Source organism: Rhodococcus sp. MPR-R1B (genome assembly GCF_058793255.1).
Genome location: NZ_JBXAFO010000005.1, coordinates 182,652 through 206,710 on the forward strand (window position 1 = coordinate 182,652; position 24,059 = coordinate 206,710).

General features: G+C 62.2%; 23 protein-coding genes. 13 read left to right on the forward strand and 10 right to left on the reverse strand.

The annotated features are described in order from the left end of the window. Positions 1 to 15: 15 nt before the first annotated feature. Both AC1Q61_RS09835 and AC1Q61_RS09840 read left to right on the forward strand, forming a co-directional pair. Positions 16 to 909 (forward strand): phosphoribosylaminoimidazolesuccinocarboxamide synthase, encoded by an 894-nt coding sequence (locus tag AC1Q61_RS09835; protein WP_003945463.1) that lies wholly within the window; start codon positions 16 to 18, stop codon positions 907 to 909. Continuing rightward, positions 906 to 3,020: a S9 family peptidase gene (locus tag AC1Q61_RS09840; RefSeq protein WP_215515663.1), complete on the forward strand. Its 2,115-nt coding sequence runs from the start codon at positions 906 to 908 to the stop codon at positions 3,018 to 3,020. The genes AC1Q61_RS09835 and AC1Q61_RS09840 overlap by 4 nt, the downstream gene beginning before the upstream one ends. 44 nt (positions 3,021 to 3,064) lie before the next feature. On the opposite strand, the gene AC1Q61_RS09845 is transcribed toward AC1Q61_RS09840, so the two are convergent. Further along, entirely contained in the window at positions 3,065 to 3,754 is a 690-nt protein-coding gene (locus AC1Q61_RS09845; RefSeq protein WP_003945570.1) for a response regulator, read from the reverse strand. Next, entirely contained in the window at positions 3,751 to 5,337 is a 1,587-nt protein-coding gene (locus AC1Q61_RS09850; protein ID WP_042920313.1) for a sensor histidine kinase, read from the reverse strand. The genes AC1Q61_RS09845 and AC1Q61_RS09850 overlap by 4 nt, the downstream gene beginning before the upstream one ends. Positions 5,338 to 5,456: 119 nt before the next feature. On the opposite strand from AC1Q61_RS09850, the gene AC1Q61_RS09855 reads away from it, so the two are divergent. After that, complete coding sequence (locus tag AC1Q61_RS09855; protein WP_007734438.1) at positions 5,457 to 6,869, forward strand: C4-dicarboxylate transporter DctA; 1,413 nt, start codon at positions 5,457 to 5,459, stop codon at positions 6,867 to 6,869. Positions 6,870 to 6,997: 128 nt separating this feature from the next. On the opposite strand, the gene AC1Q61_RS09860 is transcribed toward AC1Q61_RS09855, so the two are convergent. The 3 genes from AC1Q61_RS09860 to AC1Q61_RS09870 all read right to left on the reverse strand — a co-directional run bounded on the left by AC1Q61_RS09860 (position 6,998) and on the right by AC1Q61_RS09870 (position 10,601). Continuing rightward, positions 6,998 to 8,221 carry an acyl-CoA dehydrogenase family protein gene (locus AC1Q61_RS09860; RefSeq protein ID WP_492650834.1) on the reverse strand — a complete coding sequence of 408 codons (1,224 nt, stop codon included), beginning with the start codon at positions 8,219 to 8,221 and terminating at the stop codon, positions 6,998 to 7,000. After that, positions 8,218 to 9,495, reverse strand: coding sequence for an acyl-CoA dehydrogenase family protein (locus tag AC1Q61_RS09865; RefSeq protein WP_042920311.1), 1,278 nt, complete (start codon positions 9,493 to 9,495; stop codon positions 8,218 to 8,220). The genes AC1Q61_RS09860 and AC1Q61_RS09865 overlap by 4 nt, the downstream gene beginning before the upstream one ends. A 125-nt stretch (positions 9,496 to 9,620) precedes the next feature. After that, positions 9,621 to 10,601 carry a sucrase ferredoxin gene (locus tag AC1Q61_RS09870; RefSeq protein ID WP_492650835.1) on the reverse strand — a complete coding sequence of 327 codons (981 nt, stop codon included), beginning with the start codon at positions 10,599 to 10,601 and terminating at the stop codon, positions 9,621 to 9,623. 121 nt (positions 10,602 to 10,722) lie between these two features. Between AC1Q61_RS09870 and AC1Q61_RS09875 the strand changes: the two genes are divergently transcribed. The 4 genes from AC1Q61_RS09875 (at position 10,723) to AC1Q61_RS09890 (ending at position 14,612) form a co-directional block, all read left to right on the forward strand. Next, entirely contained in the window at positions 10,723 to 11,661 is a 939-nt protein-coding gene (locus tag AC1Q61_RS09875; RefSeq protein ID WP_042920307.1) for an ABC transporter substrate-binding protein, read from the forward strand. Positions 11,662 to 11,708: 47 nt separating this feature from the next. After that, positions 11,709 to 12,206 carry a glutathione peroxidase gene (locus AC1Q61_RS09880; protein ID WP_003945816.1) on the forward strand — a complete coding sequence of 166 codons (498 nt, stop codon included), beginning with the start codon at positions 11,709 to 11,711 and terminating at the stop codon, positions 12,204 to 12,206. A gap of 94 nt (positions 12,207 to 12,300) precedes the next feature. Continuing rightward, positions 12,301 to 13,005 (forward strand): DUF2334 domain-containing protein, encoded by a 705-nt coding sequence (locus AC1Q61_RS09885; RefSeq protein ID WP_007734443.1) that lies wholly within the window; start codon positions 12,301 to 12,303, stop codon positions 13,003 to 13,005. Positions 13,006 to 13,232: 227 nt separating this feature from the next. Continuing rightward, positions 13,233 to 14,612 carry an Ig-like domain-containing protein gene (locus tag AC1Q61_RS09890; protein WP_492650836.1) on the forward strand — a complete coding sequence of 460 codons (1,380 nt, stop codon included), beginning with the start codon at positions 13,233 to 13,235 and terminating at the stop codon, positions 14,610 to 14,612. An 8-nt stretch (positions 14,613 to 14,620) separates the two neighbouring features. On the opposite strand, the gene AC1Q61_RS09895 is transcribed toward AC1Q61_RS09890, so the two are convergent. Further along, complete coding sequence (locus AC1Q61_RS09895) at positions 14,621 to 15,268, reverse strand: MBL fold metallo-hydrolase (protein ID WP_029254557.1); 648 nt, start codon at positions 15,266 to 15,268, stop codon at positions 14,621 to 14,623. A gap of 165 nt (positions 15,269 to 15,433) precedes the next feature. On the opposite strand from AC1Q61_RS09895, the gene purS reads away from it, so the two are divergent. Continuing rightward, complete coding sequence (purS, locus tag AC1Q61_RS09900; RefSeq protein WP_003945817.1) at positions 15,434 to 15,673, forward strand: phosphoribosylformylglycinamidine synthase subunit PurS; 240 nt, start codon at positions 15,434 to 15,436, stop codon at positions 15,671 to 15,673. Beyond that, complete coding sequence (gene purQ, locus AC1Q61_RS09905) at positions 15,670 to 16,347, forward strand: phosphoribosylformylglycinamidine synthase subunit PurQ (protein WP_492650837.1); 678 nt, start codon at positions 15,670 to 15,672, stop codon at positions 16,345 to 16,347. The genes purS and purQ overlap by 4 nt, the downstream gene beginning before the upstream one ends. Positions 16,348 to 16,430: 83 nt before the next feature. On the opposite strand, the gene AC1Q61_RS09910 is transcribed toward purQ, so the two are convergent. Beyond that, positions 16,431 to 17,651, reverse strand: a complete 1,221-nt coding sequence (locus AC1Q61_RS09910) for a pyridoxal phosphate-dependent aminotransferase (protein WP_020968561.1) — start codon at positions 17,649 to 17,651, stop codon at positions 16,431 to 16,433. 138 nt (positions 17,652 to 17,789) lie between these two features. On the opposite strand from AC1Q61_RS09910, the gene AC1Q61_RS09915 reads away from it, so the two are divergent. Then, positions 17,790 to 19,196: an aminotransferase-like domain-containing protein gene (locus AC1Q61_RS09915; protein WP_492650838.1), complete on the forward strand. Its 1,407-nt coding sequence runs from the start codon at positions 17,790 to 17,792 to the stop codon at positions 19,194 to 19,196. 57 nt (positions 19,197 to 19,253) lie between these two features. Further along, on the forward strand, positions 19,254 to 19,700 hold the full coding sequence (locus AC1Q61_RS09920; protein WP_007734451.1) for a MarR family winged helix-turn-helix transcriptional regulator: 447 nt from the start codon (positions 19,254 to 19,256) through the stop codon (positions 19,698 to 19,700). Between the two features lie 6 nt (positions 19,701 to 19,706). Here the strand turns inward: AC1Q61_RS09920 and AC1Q61_RS09925 are convergent, their stop codons facing one another. After that, positions 19,707 to 20,915: a macrolide family glycosyltransferase gene (locus AC1Q61_RS09925; protein WP_042920301.1), complete on the reverse strand. Its 1,209-nt coding sequence runs from the start codon at positions 20,913 to 20,915 to the stop codon at positions 19,707 to 19,709. Positions 20,916 to 21,078: 163 nt separating this feature from the next. Here AC1Q61_RS09925 and AC1Q61_RS09930 point away from each other — a divergent pair, with 163 nt between their 5' ends. Beyond that, positions 21,079 to 21,369 (forward strand): YiaA/YiaB family inner membrane protein, encoded by a 291-nt coding sequence (locus AC1Q61_RS09930; protein ID WP_003945505.1) that lies wholly within the window; start codon positions 21,079 to 21,081, stop codon positions 21,367 to 21,369. Here the strand turns inward: AC1Q61_RS09930 and AC1Q61_RS09935 are convergent. Next, the gene (locus AC1Q61_RS09935; RefSeq protein WP_128637851.1) at positions 21,353 to 22,459 is read right to left on the reverse strand and encodes an ATP-binding protein; all 1,107 of its coding nucleotides are present in this window, start codon (positions 22,457 to 22,459) and stop codon (positions 21,353 to 21,355) included. The genes AC1Q61_RS09930 and AC1Q61_RS09935 overlap by 17 nt on opposite strands. Beyond that, positions 22,456 to 23,169, reverse strand: coding sequence for a response regulator (locus AC1Q61_RS09940; protein WP_215515666.1), 714 nt, complete (start codon positions 23,167 to 23,169; stop codon positions 22,456 to 22,458). Before AC1Q61_RS09940 ends, AC1Q61_RS09935 begins: the two co-directional genes overlap by 4 nt. 216 nt (positions 23,170 to 23,385) lie before the next feature. Here AC1Q61_RS09940 and AC1Q61_RS09945 point away from each other — a divergent pair, with 216 nt between their 5' ends. Beyond that, a complete protein-coding gene (locus tag AC1Q61_RS09945; RefSeq protein ID WP_042920299.1) occupies positions 23,386 to 24,036 on the forward strand; it encodes a DUF305 domain-containing protein in 651 nt (216 codons plus the stop codon). The last annotated feature ends 23 nt before the right edge of the window (positions 24,037 to 24,059 follow it).

Sequence of the window (24,059 nt, forward strand, 5' to 3'; positions counted from 1 at the left end):
CGATAGGGTGACCGGGTGCGTCCTACACTTGATTCCTACACTCATCTGGCCGGTGGCAAGGTCCGTGACCTTTACACGATCGACGACGAGCATCTGCTGCTTGTCGCGAGTGATCGGATCTCGGCCTACGACCACGTGCTCAGCACGCCGATCCCGGACAAGGGTCGCGTGCTCACCGCGATGAGCGTGTTCTTCTTCAACGTCCTCGGTGGCACCAACCACCTGGCCGGCGAGCCCGACGACGATCGCATCCCGGAAGAGGTACTCGGCCGCGCTCTCGTCGTGCGCTCCCTCGACATGGTTCCCGTCGAATGCGTCGTTCGTGGCTTCCTCACCGGCTCCGGCTTGGTCGACTACAACAACACCGGCGCAGTGTGCGGCGTCGCGTTGCCCGAGGGCCTCGTCGAGGCGTCGCGTCTGCCCGACCCGATCTTCACCCCGGCGTCCAAGGCGGCTCTCGGGGATCACGACGAGAACATCAGCTTCGATCAGGTAGTGGAGAAGGTCGGCCAGAAGCTGGCAGTGCAGCTTCGCGAGGACACGCTCGACGTCTATGCCCGCGCCTCCAACTTCGCAGCCGATCGCGGAATCATCCTTGCCGACACCAAGCTCGAATTCGGTCTCGACTCCGCTGGAAACCTCGTGCTCGCCGACGAGGTGCTCACCCCCGACTCGTCGCGCTACTGGCCTCTCGAAGGCTACGAAGCGGGCAAGGTGCAGCCCAGTTTCGACAAGCAGTTCGTGCGCGACTGGCTCACGAGCCCCGAATCCGGCTGGGACCGTAGCTCGGACACGACACCGCCGCCGTTGCCGCAGGAGATCGTCGACGCGACCCGGGCACGCTACATCGAGGCGTACGAGCGCATTTCCGGTCTGTCCTTCGACGATTGGGTCGGTCCCAGCGCATGAGCCTGATCCCGCCGGTCGCAAAGAAGGTCCCCACCGAACGTACCCATCACGGACACACGTTCGTCGATGACTACGAGTGGCTGCGGGACAAGGACAACGCCGAGGTAGTCGCATACCTCGAAGCCGAAAACGCGTACACCGACGAGCAGACGGCCGCGCTCGAGCCATTGCGCGAGAAGATCTTCCAGGAGATCAAGTCGCGGACGCAGGAAACCGACATGTCGGTGCCCACTCGCATGGGTAAGTGGTGGTACTACTCGCGCAGCGTGGAAGGCAAGTCGTACACCGTCCAGTGCCGGTGCCCCATCGCCGGTGAAGACGACTGGACTCCGCCCGACCTGACGCCCGGCGTCGAGCTGGCCGACGAGCAGATCCTCATGGACGGCAACGTCGAAGCCGAAGGGCACGAGTTCTTTTCGCTCGGCGCGTTCTCCATCAGCGAGGACGGCACGTTGCTCGCGTACTCGGTGGACATCGTCGGCGACGAGCGGTACACCTTGCGGTTCAAGAACCTCGAGACCGGTGAGATGCTCGCCGACGAGATTCCCGATACCGCGCCTGGCGCCACCTGGGCGATCGACCACAGTCACGTCTTCTACATGACGGTCGACGACTCCTGGCGTCCGGACACGGTGTGGCGTCACAAGCTGGGAACGCCGCAGAGTAAAGATGTTTCGGTGTTCCACGAGCCCGACGAACGGTACTGGGTTTCGGTGGGGTCCACCCGCAGTGAGAAGTACCTGATGATCTGGGTCGGTTCCAAGGTGACCAGCGAAGGCTGGATGCTGGAATCGGCGAACCCGGAAGGCGAATTCCGCGTCATCATCCCACGTCGCGAGGGCGTCGAGTACGGGGCCGAGCACGCCGTGATCGGGGGAGAGGACCGTTTCCTCATTCTCCACAACGACGTCGTCGACGGCATCAAGGCCGAGAACTTCGTGTTGGTGGAAGCTCCCGTGTCGGATCCGACGAACATGACGACGCTGATCGAGCACAGCGCCGACGTTCGGCTGGAAGAAGCCGAAGCCTTTGCCGGACACCTCGTCCTGAGCTACCGACGCGAGGCGCTCACTCGGGTTGCCGTGTGGCCGTTGACGGATGACGGCTACGGCGAACGCCACGAGATCGACTTCGACGAAGAACTCTTCAGCATCGGCATGGGGTCCAACCCGGAATGGGCGCAGCCCACCATCCGGCTCGGCTTCACGTCGTTCATCACTCCCGGGCAGGTGTACGACTACTACGTCGCCAGTGGTGAACTGGCACTGCGCAAGTCGCAGCCTGTTCTCGGTGACTTCGATGCGAGTAACTACGAGCAGCGTCGCGACTGGGCAGTAGCCGACGACGGAACCCGCATTCCGCTCTCGATCGTGAGGCGCGTAGGTGCGCCGGAAGGTCCCGCGCCGCTGCTGTTGTACGGCTACGGTTCCTACGAGGCGAGCATCGACCCGTCGTTCTCGGTTGCCCGCTTGTCGTTGCTCGATCGCGGTGTCGTCTTCGTCGTCGCACACGTGCGCGGCGGCGGCGAGATGGGCCGTCACTGGTACGAAAACGGCAAGACGCTCACCAAGAAGAACACCTTCACCGATTTTGTCTCTTGCGCAAAGCATTTGATCGACACCGGTGTCACGTCGGCCGACCGGATGGTTGCCGACGGCGGTAGTGCAGGTGGATTGCTGATGGGCGCTGTCGCCAACATCGCTCCGGAACTGTTTGCCGGCATTCTCGCCAATGTTCCGTTTGTCGACCCGTTGACGTCGATTCTCGATCCGTCGCTGCCGTTGACGGTCATCGAGTGGGACGAATGGGGAGATCCGCTGCACAACAAGGACGTCTACGACTACATGCGCTCGTACAGCCCGTACGAGAACGTGGAAGCCAAGGACTATCCCGCCATTCTTGCGATCACGAGCATCAACGACACCCGTGTTCTGTACGTGGAGCCGGCCAAGTGGGTCGCAAAACTGCGCGCCACCAAGACCGGTGATGCTCCGCTACTTCTCAAGACCGAGATGAGCGCCGGGCACGGCGGTGTCAGCGGTCGGTACGAGAAGTGGAAAGAGGTCGCGTTCGAGTTCGCCTGGGTTCTCGACACGGTTGGCGCAAACTAGCTTCGGTGTCAATCAGGTTCCGCGTCAATCAGGTTCCGCGTCAATCAGGTTCTGCGGTAACGAACCTGAGGGCGCCCAGCGCGCCCGTACTCGGTCTCCCGGGTGAGCATGCCGTCGTCTGCCAGCTTTTCCAGGTAGCGCCAGGCTGTCACCCGGGACACGCCGACCGATGCTGCCACCTCGGCGGCGGTCACAGGACCTTCCGAATCCCGGACGGACGCTGCGACGAGTCCGAGTGTTTGAGACGCAAAGCCTTTCGGTGCCGCTGCTCGATCGTCGGACGTTCGTAGCGCGGACATCGCGCGGTCGATGTCGTGTTGACTGACCGCAGACTCTCCAGCGGGAAGCGCTGCACGATATTCGAGGTAGCGCTCGAGCTTGTCGCGGAATGCTGCGAAAGTGAACGGCTTGAGAAGATAGAGGACGATCCCGCGAGCCACGGCGCTTCGGACCACCTCCAGATCGCGCGCCGAGGTAACCGCGATGATGTCCGGACTGGGCCGCAAACCGCCCAGGGCGGAAGCCACGTCGAGACCGCTGGCGTCGGGCAACCCGATGTCGAGCAGGACCAGGTCGATGGGCTGGTCGGTGGCGTTGGCCGCCGTAACTGCACGCACGGCGGCGTTCCCGGAATGAACCACGCCGTGGACCACGAATTCCGGCACACGCTCGACGTACGAACGGTGCGCCTGGGCGATCAACGGTTCGTCGTCGACTATCAGCACACGGATCATCGCGGTGCTTCCACCTCGCGCAGCGGGATACGGACAACCAGCATGGAGCCCATCGCCGGCTCGCTGGTGAGCGTGCCGCCGTGCCGTTTCACAACTTGAGAGACCAGTGCGAGACCGAGTCCGCGAGAGCCGGATTTTGTGGAGTAGCCACGGCCCTTGGCCTTTTCGAGTGCTTCGGGTGTCATTCCCGGGCCGCTGTCGGCGACGGCAACAACCATCATCGAATCCTCTTCCATTACCGTCACTTCCACCCACGGAGACTCGCTCGCGCGCGATGCGTCAATAGCATTGTCCACGAGATTGCCGACCAGCGTGACCAACTCGCGTGCATTGAGCGAAGGAACCGGACCGAGCGCGGTGTCTTCGGTGATGGTCAGGTCGACCCCGCGTTCGGCCGCTTCACTCATTTTCCCGAGCAGCAGTGCGGCGAGCGCCGGCTCGTGGACCGCATTCATCAGACGATCTATCAACTGTTGGGACACTCGCAATTCATTGGTGGCGAAGGCCACTGCGTCGTCGTTCCGGCCCAACTCGACCATCGTGATGATCGTGTGAAGACGATTTGCACTCTCGTGGGCTTGCGATCGAAGCGACTCGGCAAAACTGCGTACCGAATCCAATTCCCCGAGTACGTTCTGCAATTCGGTGTGATCGCGAATTGTCAGCACGGTGCCAATTCTGTTGCCCTCCCACTCAACCGGGTGTTGGTTGACCACCAGCACACGCTTGTCGGTGAGGTGCACTTGATCCTTCGCGGGAGAGGCGTCGTCGACTCGCATGGTCTCGGGGATGGACGAAAGTGGCACGGGCCCGTCCGGTAGATCGAGGAGGCGACGCGCTTCGTCGTTGACGATATCCACTCGCGCATCTCTGCTTCGGCCTCGCCCGATCACCACCAGACCCTCACCGATGCTGTGCAGGACGGCGTCGTGGTGTTCGTACATGGTGCGCAGTTCATCCGGCGCCATCCCCAGGGTCTGTCGCCGGATACGCCGACTCACCAGAAGTGAACTCAGGAGGGCGGCAAGAAGACCGCCGCCGGCAACGAACAGGATGACCGGAACACTTTGGGCGAACTGCTTGCTGATCTGCTCGCGGGTGACACCGGCAGAAACCAGACCGACCAGGGTTCCGCCGGAATCGTAAACAGGAGTGACTGCGCGGATCGACGGCCCCAGCGACCCGGCGTACGTCTCTGTGAAGGTCACGCCGGCAAGTGCGCGGTCGATGTTCCCGGTGAAGAGTTGACCGATCAGCTCCGGGCTCGTGTGGGTGAACCGAGTGCGATCAGGCGCCATCACCACGATGAAATCGACGCCGGTTGCCTGTCGGATCTTCTCGGTCTGTGGTTGCAGAATCGCGGTCGGGTCCGGACTCGTCAGGGCTGCCGCCGTCGAATCCGACAGGGCGAGAGTCTGCGCTATCGAGCTCACCTGCCTGCGGATCGCGTCGTCGCTGTCTCGGCGTTCGTCGACAACTGCGAGCGCGGCCCCCACACCGATGACCAGCGCCAACAACGCCAATTGCAGGAGCAGGATCTGCCTGGCGACGCTCATACGTCGGCCGGTCTTTCGTTCGACCATCGAGCGCCTCCTGAACGTAATGAACACAAACTTCCGGGCCCACCTGTTTGCAACAAGAATTCTCCACGACTCGAAGTGATCCCGATCACTTCACAGATATCCGATCCAAAGGACACCCCATGAGCAGCACGGCAACAGGGACAGTAGACGGTTCCCCACAGCCCGAGGGCACCAAGGCAAAGCGCGACAAGACGCATTGGCTCTACATGAGCGTCATCGTCGCGGTCATCGGAGGCATCCTCGTCGGTTGGCTCGCACCCGAGTTCGGTAAGTCCGTCGGTGTACTCGGCACGTTGTTCGTCAGCCTGATCAAGATGATGATCAGCCCGGTCATCTTCTGCACCATCGTGCTCGGCATCGGCTCGGTTCGAGCGGCGGCCAAGGTCGGCAAGGTCGGCGGCCTCGCACTCGCCTACTTCATCGGGATGTCCACCATCGCACTCGCGATCGGCCTGGGCGTCGGCAACCTGCTCAACCCGGGCAGTGGCCTGAACATCACGCCCAATGCGGCCTCCGTGGCCAAGCTTGCAGATCAGGCCCACAGCGCGGGCGGTACCTGGGACTTCATCGCGTCCATCATTCCGACGTCGATGCTGTCCTCCCTCACAGCCGGCAGCGTGCTGCAGACTCTGTTCGTCGCCCTTCTGGTCGGCTTCGCGATCCAGTCGCTCGGCAAGTCGGGTGAACCGATCCTCAAGGCCGTCGGATACATCCAGAAGCTCGTGTTCAAGATCCTGACGATGATCCTCTGGCTCGCCCCGATCGGTGCTTTCGGTGCCATCGCCAGCGTCGTCGGCCAGACCGGTTTGAACGCCGTCGTCCAGCTCGGCACGCTGATGATCGGCTTCTACCTGACCTGCCTGATCTTCGTCTTCGGTGTTCTCGGAACGCTGCTGCGCGCGGTCACCGGATTCAACATCTTCAAGCTGGTCAAGTACTTGGCCCGTGAGTACCTGCTCATCTTCGCCACGTCGTCCTCCGAATCGGCACTGCCGCGTCTGATCGCCAAGATGGAGCACGTAGGCGTCGAGCGCACCACGGTGGGCATCGTCGTTCCCACGGGCTACTCGTTCAATCTCGACGGCACCGCGATCTACCTGACGATGGCCTCGATCTTCATCGCCGACGCCATGGGACAGCCACTCGGTTTCGGTGAACAGCTCTCGCTGCTGGTGTTCATGATCATCGCCTCCAAGGGCGCTGCCGGAGTCAGCGGCGCCGGTCTGGCCACGCTGGCAGGCGGACTGCAGAGCCATCGCCCCGAGCTTCTCGACGGCGTCGGACTCATCGTCGGAATCGACCGCTTCATGTCGGAAGCGCGAGCGATCACCAACTTCTCGGGCAATGCGGTTGCGACTCTCCTGGTCGGCGCCTGGACCAAGACGATCGACAAGGAACGCGTCGTCGAGGTACTCGACGGGAAGATTCCGTTCAACGAAGCCACGATGCTCGACGACGAGGACGAAGAAGAGCAGCACAAGCTCGAAACGGCTCCGACCGGCACCAAACAGTCGTTCGTGAGCCATCACTAGAAACGTCCGCTCTGCTGAACGTTTGACTGCGCTGCAGGCGCGGAACCCGATCTACGATCAGTGATCCTGGTCGTAACGATGAAAGAGACCGCCGCACCAACCGTGCGACGGTCTCTTTCTGTTCGTGGCTAGGTGTACCAGGTCGGTTCGGGAATCTCGCCGGTCAGAAAACGACTACCGACTTCACGGCGCTTGTACGCGAGCGGATCGTGAAGGGTATGCGTCCGGATGTTGCGCCAGTAGATGTCCAGGCCGACGTCGTTGGACGTGGCTCGGGCACCGGTCAGTTCGAAGATCTTGTTGCTGATCTCCAAGGAGACGTCGGCGGCGCGAAGTTTTGCGGCCGCGATGCGTACGGCGAGGTCGCCGCGAGCCTGCTCGGTGAGGTTTTCGCGAGCGTCGTGGAGCACTGCGTCGGCCTCACGGCTGACCTGATCCACGAAGGCCTCCGCTGCCCACAGCTTGGATTGCAAGTCGCCGTAGCCCTCACGGAGGTACCACTCGTCGGTTGCGATTTCGCGGTTGTCACCGCCGTACGGCCATGGACGCGTACGGGTTCGGGTGTACTCGGCGGCAGTGTCCAGTGCGCCACGAGCGATCCCGAGGTAGAAGTTGGCGAACACGATCTCGATCGCCGGGAAGTTCAGGGTGTTGTAGACCAGAGGTTGGAATTCCTTGTCGACAAAGCCTGCCGCACTTGCCCAGTCGACCTCGACGTCGTTGATCTCGACGCTGCCGGAATCGGTGAGGCGCTGCCCGAGATTGTCCCAATCACCGCGGAAGACTATGCCGTCCTGAGCAGTCGGCACGATTGCGAACACATGCGTCGCAGTTCCGTCGATGATTCCTTCGAGCACCGTGAGGTCGGTGACTCGGCCGCCGGTGGAAAACGACTTCACACCGTTGAACACCAGGGTGTCTCCGCGGTCCGCGACGGTGAGGTCGGTGTCTCGAGGGTTGACCGCGCCGCCGAAGAAGAATCGGTTGCTCGTGTACAGCTCCTCGACAGCGGAGATCTGCGGATCGGTTCCGACCAATCTGGCTGCCCATGCCCACAGATAGTGGTATCCGAGCAGTTGTCCGATGGAGCCGTCGGCGCGGGCGATCTCCCGAACCACCTTGTAGGCGGTCTCCCATCGCTGCCCGCCGCCGCCGAACTCGACCGGGCCCAGGAGCGTCACAAGACCACTGTCCTTGAGCAGCTGAACTTCTCGGAACGGTGGTTCGCTGGCTCGGTCGCGGGCGAGTGCGTCGGCGGCAAGGATGTTGCTCACCTCGCGAGCCCGGTCGATCCAGCCCTCGGATGTGTCGGGAACGCCGACGAAGACTTCGGTTTCACTGGTCACGGTCATGCCTGTTCATCCTTTTCGGTCGGTGCGGTCCCGATGGCCCACACGTAAATCGGTTCGGTTCCGTTGATTTCGTAGTCGCCGACAACTTTGGATTTGAAGACGACCGGATTGTGGCTGGCGACGGTGCGGGCGTTGCGCCAGAATCGATCGAGATCGAGGTCGCGGCTGACTCCGGAAGCACCGAGTGCGTCGAAGATCTTGGCCGTGGCCGGCACGACGAGTCCGATCGAGGCGACTTGCCCTCGCCCCGAATCGATTTCGGCTGCGATGTTGGCGGCCTTCTCTTCCTCCGGCGAGCCGGAGAATGCGGCTTCGTAAGCCCATTGGGACGACTGCGCTGCGTGCAGTGCAACGGCCTCGGCTGCAAAGGCAGCAGAGGACACCTCGCCGACAACTTGCTGGATCTGCGAATCCTGCGCGTATCTCGGAGCGTTGCCGTGACTGAAGGTTCGAGTACGAGAGGCAACTCGACGAGAGATCTCGATCGTAGCAGCCTTGGCGATGCCGGCGAGAGTGGCGAGGTGGAACAATTGGTAGAACGCGGTCTGGTATTTGAATCGTGTCGAGAAGTCGAAGATGTTCTCCGGCTGTACAATTGCGTCCTCGTAGACGGACGAACCGGAGCCAGTCGTCTGCTGACCGAACCCGTTCCAATCGTCACTGTGTGTGACACCGGGTTGTCTCGCCTCGACCGCCGCGATCACGAATGCGCCGGTGTCGGTGCGCTGCGAGTACAGGTCGATCCAGTCGGCGAAGATGGAACCCGTGCTGTAGAACTTTGCCCCGTTCGCCAGGAAATGGTCGGCATCGGGTGCGGGCGAGACCTTGGTATTGGCTTCGCCCAATGCAACGTCGCCGATTTCGGTCCATGCGTTGCCGACCAACTGTCCCTCCGCGAAGCGTCGGAGCCAGATGTCACGCTCCGGGTCGGGGTCGGCGACCAGTCGGTCTTCGACAAACGCGAAATGTCCGCGCAGGGCCTGGGTGATATTGGAATCGGCGCTCGACAGCTCGACTAGTAAGCGGATCAATTGCGGGATGCTCGCACCCGATCCACCGTGTGTTGTCGGCACCCGAACGGCGCCGAAGCCTGCATTCTTGAGCGCGTCGATCTGTTGGAAGGGAAGCACGTGATCGCGTTCGCGTTCGACGACGCCTTGTGCGATGTCCGCGAAGATCGGACGGAATTTCTCTGCCAGTGTTTCGTAGTCGACCTCACTTTTGATCGGATCAGCAGACCGGGGTACGGCATTCGGCGTCAGTGCGGTGGTCATGGGAAGAATGCAAGCTGTAAACACCAGGGGCGTCGATCCTTCATCGCGACCTGATTCGAAGTGTTGTCAGTCAGCGCAAATCTCGGTTCGATGGCCTGCCGGGCACTCTTGTCGAAATCGAGTGGTCAGTGGGGTTGCTCGCGAACGTGCTCGACGGTCCATCCGCTCCATTCGACGGTCCCTCCGGCACCACAATCATGTCGGAACGGTAGCCCTGGAGGACCGGAGCGAACGACGACGCGAAAGTCTCTCCCCTCCAACCGAAGATCGACAGTCGTGTGTTCTCCGTCGACACTCTCGCTGATGCTCTCGAGTGCGTCCGTGGCGACGATGTCGGTGGCGCGTCGGACTGCGTGTTCGGCTGCCTGAGCGGCCTGTGACAGTGCCGCCCGGCCGCGCAGGTGCAGCAGCTGCAATTCTCCGGCTTGGTATTTTTCGGCTGCATCGATTGCGGAGTTGCCGTCCAGTCGGCTGAAATAGACTGCGGCAGGCCACGCAATCATGTTGGCCGCGAAACGATCTCCGCCGATGTGACTGCATTCCCACACATCTGCGATCTGTGCCGCGTTCAGTGCCGACACGACCGGGCGGCCGAGTTCCGCGCAGCACGCATCCTTCTTTCCATGTGTGCAGACTGCGAAGAGCGGTTCCGTGCGGGAGCGGCCGAAGTCGGGTTCCGCTCCGGTGGCCATCGATTCGAACGGCAGTACCGACAGGTCCTCGTATCGGTCGACCGCCCCTTCCCGCATCCATTGGCGTGTGCCGTCCGTCCAGGCGAGTACACACGTCGGGGTGAGCACCCGGCGGTTGCGGGTCCGCCGGATCACCACGACACGGATACGGCCCTGCGCTGCGTAGATCTTTTCGGTGAGCGCGACGGGGAGAACGTCGTCAGGGGCGGACGCCGGCCAGGGGCCGGGGTGCTCGATCAATACCCACAGATGTGTCATTCCGGCGCGACCGACCATAGGTTCGCCGGCGGTCGACGACTGCCGTGTACAGGCGTGAGGGCGTCGACTGGTTTGCGGATTGGCGACAAATTCCGGAAAGCACTGCATAGATGCCTTCCCCAGGACACCGTCGCTGTGGCAGGGGAGGGAAGACATGATGAGGCTCCAGTCTCGTAGGTTAGGCTCACCAGACTATTGGATGGTGAATCCTTTGCTCAGCCGTGGTGAATGCGCGTGGCTGTGACGGTCGAAAGCAGTCGGTAACAGGAGTTTGTGAATGAAACGCAGTAACTCGCGGGCGAAGTACGTGCTGGGTGGTTTCGTCCTCGCCGCCATCGTGGCAACGACAACGGCGTGTGGCAGTGACGACAAGAACGATTCCGGCAGTCAGTCTGCCGACACCGTGCACGCGGTCACCCACGCCCGCGGAACTACCGACGTACCGACGGATCCGCAGCGAGTTGTCGTGCTCGAGCCGGTTCAGCTCGACACGTCGGTAGCGCTCGGCGTGATTCCCGTGGGCACCGCGGTACTCAGCGAGACGACCGGCGTTCCGGCGTACCTCGGTGAGAAAGCGGCGGAGATCGAGATGGTCGGAACCGTCGCGGCACCGAACCTCGAGAAGATCGTCGCACTGAGCCCGGACCTGATCATCGGAACGGAATCGCGGCACGGTGATATGTACGAGCAGCTCGCTGCCATCGCGCCGACCGTCTACATGGCAACTCAGACCGATCCGTGGCAGGACAACGTCCAGTTCGTCGCAGAGGCGTTGAACAAGACCGATCAGGCAGGTGAACTGCTCGGTGACTACACGGCACGCTGCGAGGAAGTGGCGAGCAAGCACAGCACCGAGGGCAAGACCGCTCAGCTGATCCGCCCACGCGACGACGTTCTGACGCTGTACGGACCCACGTCGTTTGCCGGAAGCACTCTCGAATGTGCTGGACTCACGATTCCCGCACGCGACTGGGAGAACTCGATCTCCGTCGACCTCTCCCCGGAATTCGTCTCCGGAGCCAACGCCGACCTCATCCTGGTCACCTCCGCGAAACCGGCCGATGCCGGCACGATGCCGAAGGCCGTCGCAGACAACGCCGGATTCTTCCCGAACCCGCATCTGGTGGACATGTCCTACTGGATCACCGGCGTCGGACCGCTCGGCGGCCTCACCGTTCTGGACGACCTCGATCGCATTCTCGGAGCGTCGAATTAGCAGTGCGCGAAGGAGCAGTGCGCGAGAGAGTCGCTAAGTTGGAGCCTATGACAACTCCAGTACAGAACATCGCGATCAACACCCTCGGTGGCGTGCCCACCTCTTTGGGTGAATACGACGGCCGCGCCGTCCTCGTGGTCAACGTCGCGTCCAAGTGTGGACTGACCCCGCAGTACTCGGCGCTCGAGAAGCTGGCCAGCGAGTACGCCGATCGCGGTCTGACCGTGATCGGTATCCCGTGCAACCAGTTCATGGGGCAAGAACCGGGTACCGCCGAAGAGATCGAGACGTTCTGCTCCACTACCTACGGCGTCACGTTCCCGCTTCTCGAGAAGATCGAGGTGAACGGCGAAAACCAGCATCCGCTGTACGCCGAGCTCACCAAGGCGGCCGACGCCGAAGGCGCTGCGGGAGACATTCAGTGGAACTTCGAGAAGTTCCTGATCGGACCGGACGGCACCGTCGTCAACCGCTTCCGTCCGCGGACCGAGCCTGACGCACCCGAGGTTGTCGCCGCGATCGAAGCTGCGCTTCCCAAGAACTAGAGGTTTCCAAGAACCAGTAGGTGCGCTGAAAACTGCCGCCGGATGATCATCCGGCGGCAGTGTGCTGTTCACCCACAGCTGCCACTATCGGAGTATGTCCGCAGAACTGATCGTGTCGGTATCCGGAATCAGAGACGAGACATGTTATCTCGCTGCCGGATTCGCAGACGAGATGGACACTCGAGGTGTCCGCTTGTCGCTCCTGGTGGCGCCGCGACTGAAGGACAAATACCGACTGGCCGACGACGCGGTGACGACGGCTTGGCTGCGTGAGCGTCGCGAGCACGGCGATGCCATCGTTCTGCACGGCTACGACCAGGCCGCGACCAAGCGTCGCCGAGCCGAGTTCGCCACTCTGTCGAAGCACGAAGCGAAACTGCGACTACTCGCTGCGGACCGCGTTCTCGAGCATGCAGGCCTTCGGACCCGGGTGTTCGCACCGCCGCGCTGGGTGGCATCGCCCGGTGCCATGTCGGTGTTGCCGGAGACGGGCTTTCGCACGATGGCAGGCCTCGGGGCAGTACATGATCTGACCCGCGGAACCTTGCAACGGGGAAGGGTTTTCGGGATCGGCGAAGGCTTCAAGGCCGAGCCGTGGTGGTGTCGCGCATTGGTTCTCGGAGCCGGGCGTGCCGCCAAACGTGGGGGACTGGTCAGATTGTCGATCACGGCCAAGCAGTTGGGAAACGAGGGCCCACGTCAGGCCGTCCTCGACGCCGTCGACCTTGCCCTCTTCCACGAAGCCGACTCGCAGGTGTATCGGTGGAACTCCCCGTCTCAGGAGCTCGGCGCTGCCTGAATTCGGCAGTTGGCAACTATTTGATAGCTACGAGAACATGTCGTCTGTCCGGGTTGTCCGAGCGGGCAGACTCTTCGCGTTTCTCTACTTCCTTGCTGGTAGTAGTGCAGAGTGGGTCAAAATCGCATAAAACGGACGATCAATTAGAGCGCTGGGTCAGCCAACTCTCCCACTGCTAGAGTGCGTGCAGTTAATCTGCCGCTAGTAGATGGGATTGGGATCTCGCCATGCGCACGAGAGTGTTCTCCAAGTCGGCCGAGGGTCTTGTCGCCGTGGCTGTGGGCGCAGTCGTCTGTGCTGCGTTCGTTCCGGCGCTCGCGTCTGCCGCTCCGACCGGCGCGGTTCACATGCTGCCGACGGGCAGTGTCGACGGCGGGTCGAGCGGATCGAGCGGATCGAGCGATGGCGTCCGCACCGCAACCGTCGACGATGAAGGTGAGCAACTCACACTGCGCCTTCACAAGATGAACCTGCGGGGATCCGAGTTCTCGATGGCTGTGCAAGACAGCGACGGAGAGCTGACCGACGCGGTGATCCCGGCGCCCCGTTCGTACATCGGCAGCGTGGAAGGGCGTCCGGACGCAATCGTCTCGGCCATCGTCGACTCCGCCGGAACACTGCGCGGGCAGGTGATTTTCGATCGTGGTGTTTCGATAGAGTTCGTCGGATCCGAGGTGGTCGGTCGCAGCACGGCGCCGATCGACGCAAAACCCAAGTGGCCGACCGCCTCTATCGCGTCGGCCTCGGCCGCAAGCGTCGGCAAGACGGTGAAGCAGTTCGTGGTGGGATTGGATCTCAGTGGCGAGTGGTACTCCGCGCACGGCGCAGGCAGTCCCGCCGTCGCTCTGGATCGGGCCGAGGAATCAATGGCCCGAACCGCTGCCATCTGGATCAGAGACGTCGGAATTCGACCGATCCTGGGTCGGGTTGTCCTTCGCGCCGATGCCGCGAGTGACCCGTATTCGAGCAGTTGTGAAAACCTCGACCAGTTGGAAGGTCTGTGGTCCGATCAGGTCGGCACGAGCGTCGACCAGGCGACTGTCGTCTGCGCTTCCGGTGGCGGAAATGCCTACTACTCGAGGTTCGAACTCGATCACAGCTACGCGCAGGTCGGTGCCGAGCCCGATGGCAACTTCAGCCGCGTCCTCCGCCACGAGTTGGGCCACAACTTCTACGCCGACGACTATCACGGCGGCGGCGCCGAGGGATCGACCATCATGAACGGCAACGACCTCTCGCGCTTCGACGGCACCGAATTTGCTGCCATCGTCGATGCCGCCGACGTGGCCTCGGATCGACTCGACGACGTCGGTCGGTACACGGCAAGCCCGATCCCGCCGTACGCCGCACTCGACACCGCGCAGGTCCGCTCAGGTGGCACAGTCACCGTCGACGCCGTCGCGAATGATCATGACAGCAACGGAGATTCGATCAAGGTAACCGGGGTCGAGGCGACGTCACTTCTCGGTGGCACCGTAAAGCTCGAAAACGGCGAAGTGGTGTTCGAGGCCGGAACGAAGACAGGCACCGACAGGATTCTCTACACACTCACCGACGCAGCCGGTGGGACGAGCACCGGCTGGATCATCGTCGATGTGAGTGCGTGAGGACTGAATCAGGCGACTTCGACGCTCGACTCCTCACCGAGAACTCGGAACTCGGTACCGTCGGCAGCCATTTCCGAGTAGCGACCGTAGAAGATGCCTGTGGCTTCGTCGCGGATGATCGCTTGATGGATGGGAACCGCGACGCGCGGCGCTACCGCGCGGAGGTAGTCGATGGCCTCCGAGATCTTGAGCCACGGTGCGGCGGCGGGAAGGGCAAGAACGTCGACCTTCTGTTCGGGGACGTAGAGGGAATCGCCGGGATGCATGAACTGCGCCGGGTTGGTGGCGTCGCCGAGGAGGAACGCGGTGTTGTCGATCATCGGTAGGTCCGGATGGATGATCGCGTGCTCTCCGCCGGTCCCGGTCACCTCGACGTCGCCGATGCTGAACCGGTCGCCCGGCCGGACTCCCGTCCAGCGGCCACCGAGCTTCTCAGCCGTCTGCGGATCGCTGTACAGCACCGCGTCGGGGTTTGCTTCGGCCAGTTCGGGCAGCCGCGCCGGGTCGGCGTGATCGGGGTGTTGATGTGTCACGAGGATGGCGTCGAGGCCGGTGATGCCTTCGAATCCGTGCGAGAAGTTGCCGGGATCGAAGAGGATTTTCGATCCGTTCAACTCCACGAGCACACAGGAATGGCCAAAATGTGTCAGTCGCATGATTTCGAGTATGCGCCGCCCTGGAGTGACTCGCAGGCGGGTTTCGCGGGTGTTGGCCGTCACGCCCCGATCACTCGATGCGAACCATCTCGGGTGCGCCCGGTAAACTGGCCATCACCCGAGCGTTTCACTCCGGGTTCGCGCACTAGTACCGAGGAGCAGCACGTGGCCCGTGTCGTCGTCGAAGTCATGCCCAAGGCCGAGATTCTCGACCCCCAGGGACAGGCAATTGTCGGGGCACTGTCTCGCCTGGGCTTTGCAGGAGTATCCGATGTCCGTCAGGGCAAGCGGTTCGAGTTGGAGATCGACGGCAGTGTCGAAGACGCCGAACTCGAGAAGATCGCCGAAGGCCTGCTGGCCAACACGGTGATCGAGGATTGGACCGTCAGGCGAGTCGAGGCATGAGCGCACGTATCGGGGTTATCACGTTCCCGGGCACGCTCGACGACATCGATGCTGCTCGGGCCATCAACCTGGCCGGCGGTGAAGCTGTCGAACTCTGGCACGGCGACGCAGACCTCAAGGGTGTCGACGCGGTTGTCGTTCCCGGCGGATTCTCCTACGGCGACTACCTTCGTTGCGGCGCGATCGCACGTTTTGCTCCCGCGATGGGCAAGGTTGTCGAAGCAGCCAAGGGCGGCATGCCGGTCCTGGGCATCTGCAACGGTTTCCAGATCCTCTGCGAAGCGGGTTTGCTCCCCGGTGCCCTGACCCGTAACCAGGGTCTGCACTTCATCTGCCGCGACGAGTGGTTGACGGTCGAAGCCAACAACACGGCTTGGTCCTCGCGTTACGAGGCCGGCGCCCAGATCCTCATCCCGCTCAAGTCGGGTGAAGGTCGCTTCCAGGCTTCCGAAAATGTTCTCGACGAACTCGAGGGTGAAGGCCGCGTCGTCTTCCGCTACTCGGAGGAGAACCCCAACGGTTCGCAGCGTCGTATCGCCGGTATCTCTTCGGGCAACGGCCGCGTCGTCGGTTTGATGCCGCACCCCGAGCACGCCACCGAGGCTCTCACCGGACCGAGTGACGACGGACTCGGCTTGTTTTACTCGGCACTCGACGCGATCGTCACTGCCTGATCGCCTGCTGATTTTCACCACTGAACGCCGACCGGAAATCCGGTCGGCGTTCAGTCGTTTGTGGGGGCGTCCGGGTTCTCGGGTTACTGGTTGTAGGAACTGAGGAAGTTGCCGAGACGCTCGAGGGCGGTCGCGAGGTCGTCGGTGTTCGGCAGAGTCACCAGTCGGAAGTGGTCGGGTTCGATCCAGTTGAACGCGCGGCCGTGACTGACCAGAATCTTTTCCGATTCCAGTAGATCGAGAACGAACCTCTCGTCGTCGACGATGCCGAACTTGTCGACGTCGAGCTTCGGGAACAGGTACAGCGCGCCGTCGGCCTGCTGACAGCTGATCCCGTCGATGCTGTTGAGCGTGCTGTGCGCGAGATCGCGCTGTGCTGTCAGTCTGCCCTGCGGGAGCAGGAGGTCCTCGATGGACTGGCGTCCGCCGAGTGCGGTCTGGATCGCGTGCTGCGCCGGCACATTGGCACACATTCGCATGTTGGCCAGCAGTTTGATGCCTTCGATGAAACTCGACGCCCGCTCGAGTGGTCCGGTGATGGCCAGCCATCCGGCTCGGAACCCGCAGACGCGGTAGGCCTTGGACAGCCCCGAGTACGTCAGACACAAAACGTCTCGCCCGGTCATCGACGCAAGGTTTGTCATGGATCGGCCGTCGTAGACGATCTTCTCGTAGATCTCGTCGGCGAAGAGCATCAGGTCATGCTTGCGGGCAATGTCGACGAAGCGTTGCAGCACCTCCGTCGAGTAGACGGCGCCCGTCGGATTGTTGGGATTGATGACGACAATCCCTCGGGTGCGCGGAGAGATTCGGGCTTCCAGATCGTCGAAGTCCGGTGCCCAGCCCTGGCTTTCATCGGTGAGGTAGTGAACCGGCGTGCCGCCGGCAAGTGAAACCGAAGCCGTCCACAAGGGGTAGTCGGGAGCGGGAATCAGGATCTCGTCCTCGGGATTGCAGAGCGCCTGCATCGTCAGCGTGATCAGTTCGGAGACGCCGTTTCCGAGATAGATCTCGTCGACGGTGACGTCGGTGATACCCCGCGTCTGGTAGTACTGGACCACCGCGGTGCGCGCCGAATACAGTCCGCGAGAATCGCAATATCCCTGGGCGGTAGGGAGATTGCGGATCATGGCCATCATGATTTCGTCCGGTGCTTCGAATCCGAAGGGGGCCGGATTACCGACGTTGAGTCGCAGGATCGTGTGTCCCTGATCCTCGAGTTCTTCGGTCTTGTCGAGAATTCGCCCTCTGATGTCGTACCTGACATTCTCGAGCTTGCGGGCCTGATCGATGGGTGTGTTCACGCGGTTACGTACCTCTCCGGTTCGGGTGGGCGAGTTGTGTTTCAGATGAGAAGGGCGCCTCAGGGTTCGGTCTGGAAACGGACATTGATTCGCGATAGCGCTAGCGGCGAGAGGAGAGTAGCGCTACTATGATTCGACATGTCCAATGATAGCAGTTCAAGGATTGTCGCAGCCTTGCGCGAATGGATCGCGACGGCACCTCCAGGCGCGAAGCTTCCGTCCACTCGGTCGCTCGTGAGCCTGCACGGGGCGAGCCCGGTCACCGTGCAGAAGGCGCTGCGAACGCTGGTATCTCAGGGGGTTGTGGAGGCTCGTCCCGGTGTGGGGACCTTCGTACGCGCCGCACGCGTCGTGCGACCCAACGACTACGGGTGGCAGACAGCGGCGCTCGGATCGCCGAACTATCGTCTGCAGCTGCCTATTGCGCTGCAGTCCACCTCCAACGACGTGATCGCGCTGCATTCCGGCTATCCGGCCCGAGAGCTGTTGCCCGAAGGTCTGGTTCGTGCAGCCTTCACCAGGGCGACGCGAACCGACGCCGTGTTCAATCGGCCCCTCGCCGCCGGGCTTCCGGAACTGCAGTCCTGGTTTGCCTCCGAATTGGGTTCCGCAACTCCCGCCGGGATCACTCCGCCGGGGCCGAACGACGTGGTTGTACTTCCCGGCAGTCAGGGTGGGCTTGCGACGTCCTTCCGCGCGTTGGTGGGGGAGGGGCGTCCGTTGCTCATGGAATCGCCGACCTACTGGGGTGCGATCCTGGCTGCCGCCCAGGCCGGAGTCACGGTCATTCCGATCTCCAGTGGTGCCAACGGTCCTGATCCCGACGAGCTTTCGCGTGCATTCGAACAGACCGGTGCCCGGGCGTTCTACGCACAACCGAGCTTCGCGAGCCCGACGGGAGCGCTGTGGTCGCCGTCGTTGGCTGACAAGGTTCTCGACACCGTCCGTCGGCACGGCGCATTCCTCATCGAGGACAGTTCGGCGCTCGACTTCGGAATCACCGCAGATCCCAGCCCCATCGCTGCACGAGACGACAGCGGTCACGTCGTCTACCTTCGTGCGCTGACCAAGAGCGTGTCCCCATCGGTGCGAGTTGCCGGATTGATCGCTCGGGGTCCGGCGTACGAGCGGATTTTGGCTGATACACAGGCAGATTCGATGTACGTCAGCGGGATGCTGCAAGCGGTAGCGCTCGACGTCGTGACCCAACCGGCCTGGCGAACGCACTTGCGCAGGCTTCGTCACCAACTCGAGGCCAGACGCGACCTCCTCGTCTCGAGTCTGCGCGAGCACGCGCCGGACGCTCACCTCGATGCCGTACCGAAAGGCGGACTCAACCTCTGGCTTCGGCTCCCGGACACCACGAACGTCGAACGCGTGGTGCAGGACTGCCGGTCGGCCAACGTCATCGTCGGGGCCGGTGACGATTGGTTCCCGGCAGAACCGACTGGAAAGTTCTTGCGGCTCAACTACGCCGGACCGAACCCGGGTGAGTTCCCCGACGCCGCCCGCATTATCGGCAGAGCAATCACGCAACATATGTAGAACTTCACCTCGCTGATGGTTGACCTGAACTTCCGTTGAGGTTTTATCGTCGTGTGCATGAACAAACAAGCGATGCAGCCACCGGCCAACCAGCCGATCGGATTCTGGACCGCGCGAGCCGGTGAAGCGATTCGCACGCGCACGCGCGGAGCACTCGAAGCGATCGGCGTCACCCAGCCGGGGTGGTGGGTCCTGCACCAACTTTCGCTGCACCCTGAAGGGGTGGAGCGTGCTGTCCTCTTGCGGACGATCGGTCCGAACGAATCCACCGACGTGATCGATGACGCCGTCGACTCTGCCCTCGAACTGGGGTGGGCGCGCGAAGACGGGTCTGTCCTTCGCCCGACTGATGCGGGCTCCGAGCAGTTCGATCGCGCCGCGCGGGTACAGCAGATGCTGCAGGAAGAGCGGATGCAGGGAATCACCGAAGAGGAGTTTGTCACCACCATCACTGTGCTGCAGCGAACCATCAAGAACGTGGGCGGCGACGCCTGGCACTGGTAGCAGACATTATCTGGGCCCGCTGCCGGGTAGAGCGGCTTCGATCAATTCGACGGCACGGGACACACCGCCCGCCGCTGCGAGTTCTTCTGCCAACTCCGCGCTGCGTCGGCGGAACTCGTCGGCGCTCACCAGAGTCAGCGCCTCACGAAGCTCTACTGCCGTGACGGTAGCGCTGTCGACGCGTACTGCGACACCGGCGTCGACGAGCGAGTCGGCGTTGCCGAACTGATCGACGGCTTGCGGCACTGCGATCATGGGTGTCCCGGTCACCAGTCCCTCGCTGGATCCGCCCATACCCGCGTGGGTCACGAACGCGTCGGCCTGCTGCAGAATCGCGAACTGCGGTACCCAACGGTGTATTTCGACGTTGTCGGGCAATGGTCCGAGATCTGAGATCTGCACCTGCTTTCCGATCTGAAGGACGACGTGCCAGCCGTCCATCTGGCCGAAAGCCTCGACGCAGGTGCGGTAGAAATCCGGATGATCGGTGAATGCTGAACCCAGCGAGATCAACAAGAGCTTGCGTTCGGGATCCGGGTTCACCCAAGGTTGACTGCTCGGTTCGAGTGCGGGGCCGACGAACGTGTAGACGTCGCAGTTCACGCGATCGGCGTTGGGCTGCATCGATTCTGCGATCAGCACGATTGCACGGGGTGGGCGTCCGGTGAACTCACGTGGATCGACCTCGACGCCTTCGGCGCGGAAGAACCGGGTCTCCCGATCGAGCAGGTCGACGCCTCTCGGATCGGAACGAATTTCGTCGTACATCGGTGCGGCGTCGGCTTCGTAACCGTCCCAGGCAACGTACGTCGGCGACAACTGGATGATGGGAACGCCCCACTGCTGAGCCAGTATTCGTGCCGGAATGCCGGCGATGTCGTAGAGAAAGAGGTCAGGGCGATCGTCTTCGTAGATTCGGCGTAGCTGCGGCAGCATCGACTCGTAATCGTCCTGGAAAATCGTCAACTGATCGATCAGATCCCCGTCCCAGCTCTTCTCGGGTTCGGCGCCGTCGGGAGAAGGGACGAGGCTGGGCAGCGTGGAGACGTACGGTGCGAATTCGGCCCCGGTCGCCTCGATGATCTCACGCATCGACTCGTCGTTGGCATAGGTGACGCGGTGACCGGCGGCGACGAGACGCGCGATGATCGCCAGGCTCGGATTGACGTGGCCCGGTGCCGGAATGCTCACCATGGCGATATGTCTGCGGGTCATCGATCACTCCTGCCGTCTGACTGTTCTGGAACAACTCCGGATACCGGACCGAGACTATCCACCAGGATGGGTAACGGCATCTGATTTTTGCCGGGGAAGTACCGTGCGCACTCGAGTAGGACTACGCATCCGAGTGCCGGGATGGGCGAGCAGACTTCGAAGCATGAGCACACCGACAACACCCTCGAAGACCACTGCAGCCTTCTATCTTCAGGCCGGAATAGCCTTTGCCGTCAGTTTTGTCGGCACCCTCCTCGGAATTGCGTATCTTCCGATCGATGCGTGGCAACGCGGATTTCTCGGAATGTCCTTGCTGTTCTTGGTCACCAGTACGTTCACGTTGGCCAAGGTGATTCGTGATCAGCAGGAGGCATCCACAGTCAGGGTTCGAGTGGACGAGGCTCGACTCGAGAAGCTGATCGCCGAGCACGATCCGTTCAAAGCGGCAGCCTGAAACCTGTCGGCAAGGTGAGGATCAGCGTGCTGCCGAGAGGTTGCTCGTTTCGGAGCGCCGACAGATCGCCGCCGTGTGCGAGCGCGAGGCTGCGCGCAATCGTGAGCCCCAAACCGGAACCGTCGGATCGATCACCGCGATGGAAACGGTCGAAGACTGATTCGAGTTGGTCTGCGGGAATTCCGTCACCGGTGTCGGTGACGGACACCGAGAGGTGGTCACCTTCCCGTGCGAGTGTCACCGTCACCGAACCTCCGCTCGGAGTGTGCCGCAACGCGTTTTCGAGCAGATTGGCGAGGATCTGTTCGATTCGTTGGCGATCGACCTCGGCCGTGATCGGTTGAGGAGACAGAGCGGTCGTCAATTCGACTCCACGCTCGGCGAAACGTGGCGCCGCTGCTGCCGTTGCGCTGCAAACGATGTCGTCGATCTTCTCGTCTCGGCGATCGAGTTCGAGAGCGTGTTCGTCGGCCGCGGAGACGTCCGCCAGATCGCAAGAGAGCCGACGCAGTCTTTCGAGTTGATCGCGCATGACCAACCATGAAGAGTTGTCCGTGGGGAGGACGCCATCCTCGATGCCGTCGACGTACGCAGCCAAAGTCGATACCGGAGTGCGTAATTCGTGGGCAAGATCGGCAAGCAGGCGTTTGCGGACCCGATCCGAATGATCAAGGCGTGCCGCCATGTCGGCAAAGGCAGTTTCGAGACGCGTGAAATCGGCATCTACGTCGGACCTGCCGATAGTCACGTCGAAGTTCCCGTCTGCGACGCTTTGAGCCGCCTCCGCCAGCGTTGAGATCGGGGCCGTGATGCGTCGGACGATGTAGACCGCGGCGATGCTTGCGCCCACCAGTGCGACCGCGATCCCGCACAACAGTGCAATGGTCATGGTCTGAGCGAATGCCTCTTCGGTGTGGGTACGGACATTCGAGTCTTCGATGCCGGCCATCATGAGGTGGTTGTGAAAGAGCGGGGCAGCGACGGCAATGGCGACTGCGGCGATGGCGAGGCAGGAGACGAACAGGACGACAAGCTGCGCCAGCAGCAGTTTTCCGCGTAGCCCGAGTTTCTTCATGACGACCTCGTTCATGACGACCTCAGGGAGTATCCGACGCCCCTGACGGTTCTGATGAACCGAGGATCGGTCGCGTCGTCGCCGAGTTTGCGGCGTAATGCACGCACATGGACGTCGACGATGTGCTGGTCCCCGAACCAGGACGAGCCCCACACCGAGGTGATGATCTCGGCCCGACTCCAGGCAGCGTCGGGTCGGGATGCAAGCGCGGACAACAGGGTGAACTCGGTGGGAGTGAGATCGACAGGGTGGTTGTCGACATGCACGGTGCGGGCGAGGACGTCGATGTCGAGACCGGGAGGCGTCGGCAGCACTTTTGGCAGCAAACTCGACGCGCGTGGCCGTCTGAGCAGTGCTTTCACTCGCGCAACCAGTTCGCGGGGGCCGAAGGGTTTGACCACGTAGTCGTCTGCGCCGGCCGCCAGACCCGTCACCTTGTCCGACTCGTCACCGCGGGCGGACAGCATCAGGATGTACGCATCAGAGAAGGTACGGATTCGTCGGCAGACTTCCATGCCGTCGAAGCCCGGGAGCATTAGATCGAGCACTATCAGCGCGGGCTCGAATTCGCGCACCGAACGTACTGCGCTCGGCCCGTCGTGGGCGAGGCGCACGGTGAATCCTTCGCGTGTCAGATAGTTGGCGACAACCTTGGCGAGGGCAGTCTCGTCGTCGACGACAAGAACGCGCCCCGGTTCCTCGCCAGGTCGTAGTTCGGCGCTCATCAGACCGAGGTTAGTCGACTGCGTGTCTGCATTGCTGGCGCGTGGTGGTTTCCACTCGACTGTGAAGATTCGATGAAGGAAGCCTGTTCGAGCCGGTTATCGGGCTTCGCGGTGGATTTTCGCCGGTAACGTGGCAACTGTGCATGTGCAGCACTCTTGTCAAATCAATTGTGGTGCAGTGCATATCGAACAGAATCAATTCTCGGGAGTGAAAACATGTCTTTGACGGTCAGGAAGAGCGCCGCGCGGTTCGTTCCGGTTGTGGCAGCGGCAGCACTGTTGATTGCCGGATGCTCGGACAACTCCGGGGAGAGCAACAACCATTCTTCCGAAACAACCAGTGTTGCAGCACAGTCGGAGATTCCTTCGGGTGTCAATGCTGCCGACATCGAGTTTCTCGAAGGGATGTACCCGCATCACGCGCAGGCATTGGACATGGCCAGAATGGTCGACGGTCGAACCGACAATGCCGAACTTCTCTCTCTTGCAGCGCAGATAGAGGCAGCGCAAGGCCCGGAGATGGCTCAGATGACCGAATTGTTGACGGAGTGGGGACGCCCCGAGCCTTCGTCGAGTTCGATGGAGGGCATGGATGAGTCGGCGCACGCGGGACACGGCGTCGGGATGGCCGAGATGCCGGGAATGATGTCGGCCGACGACATGACCGCCCTCACCGATGCCAGTGGCGCGGAGTTCGACAAGTTGTGGCTGACGATGATGATCGAGCACCACAAGGGTGCCATCACCATGTCCCAGACCGAACTCGACAACGGGCTCGACCCGTCGGCGGAGAAGATGGCAGAAGCGATCATTGCCGGTCAGCAGGCGGAAATCACTCAGATGGAAGCGATGTTGAAGGGGAGTTGAACAGGAGGCCTTGGCCGCGTGAC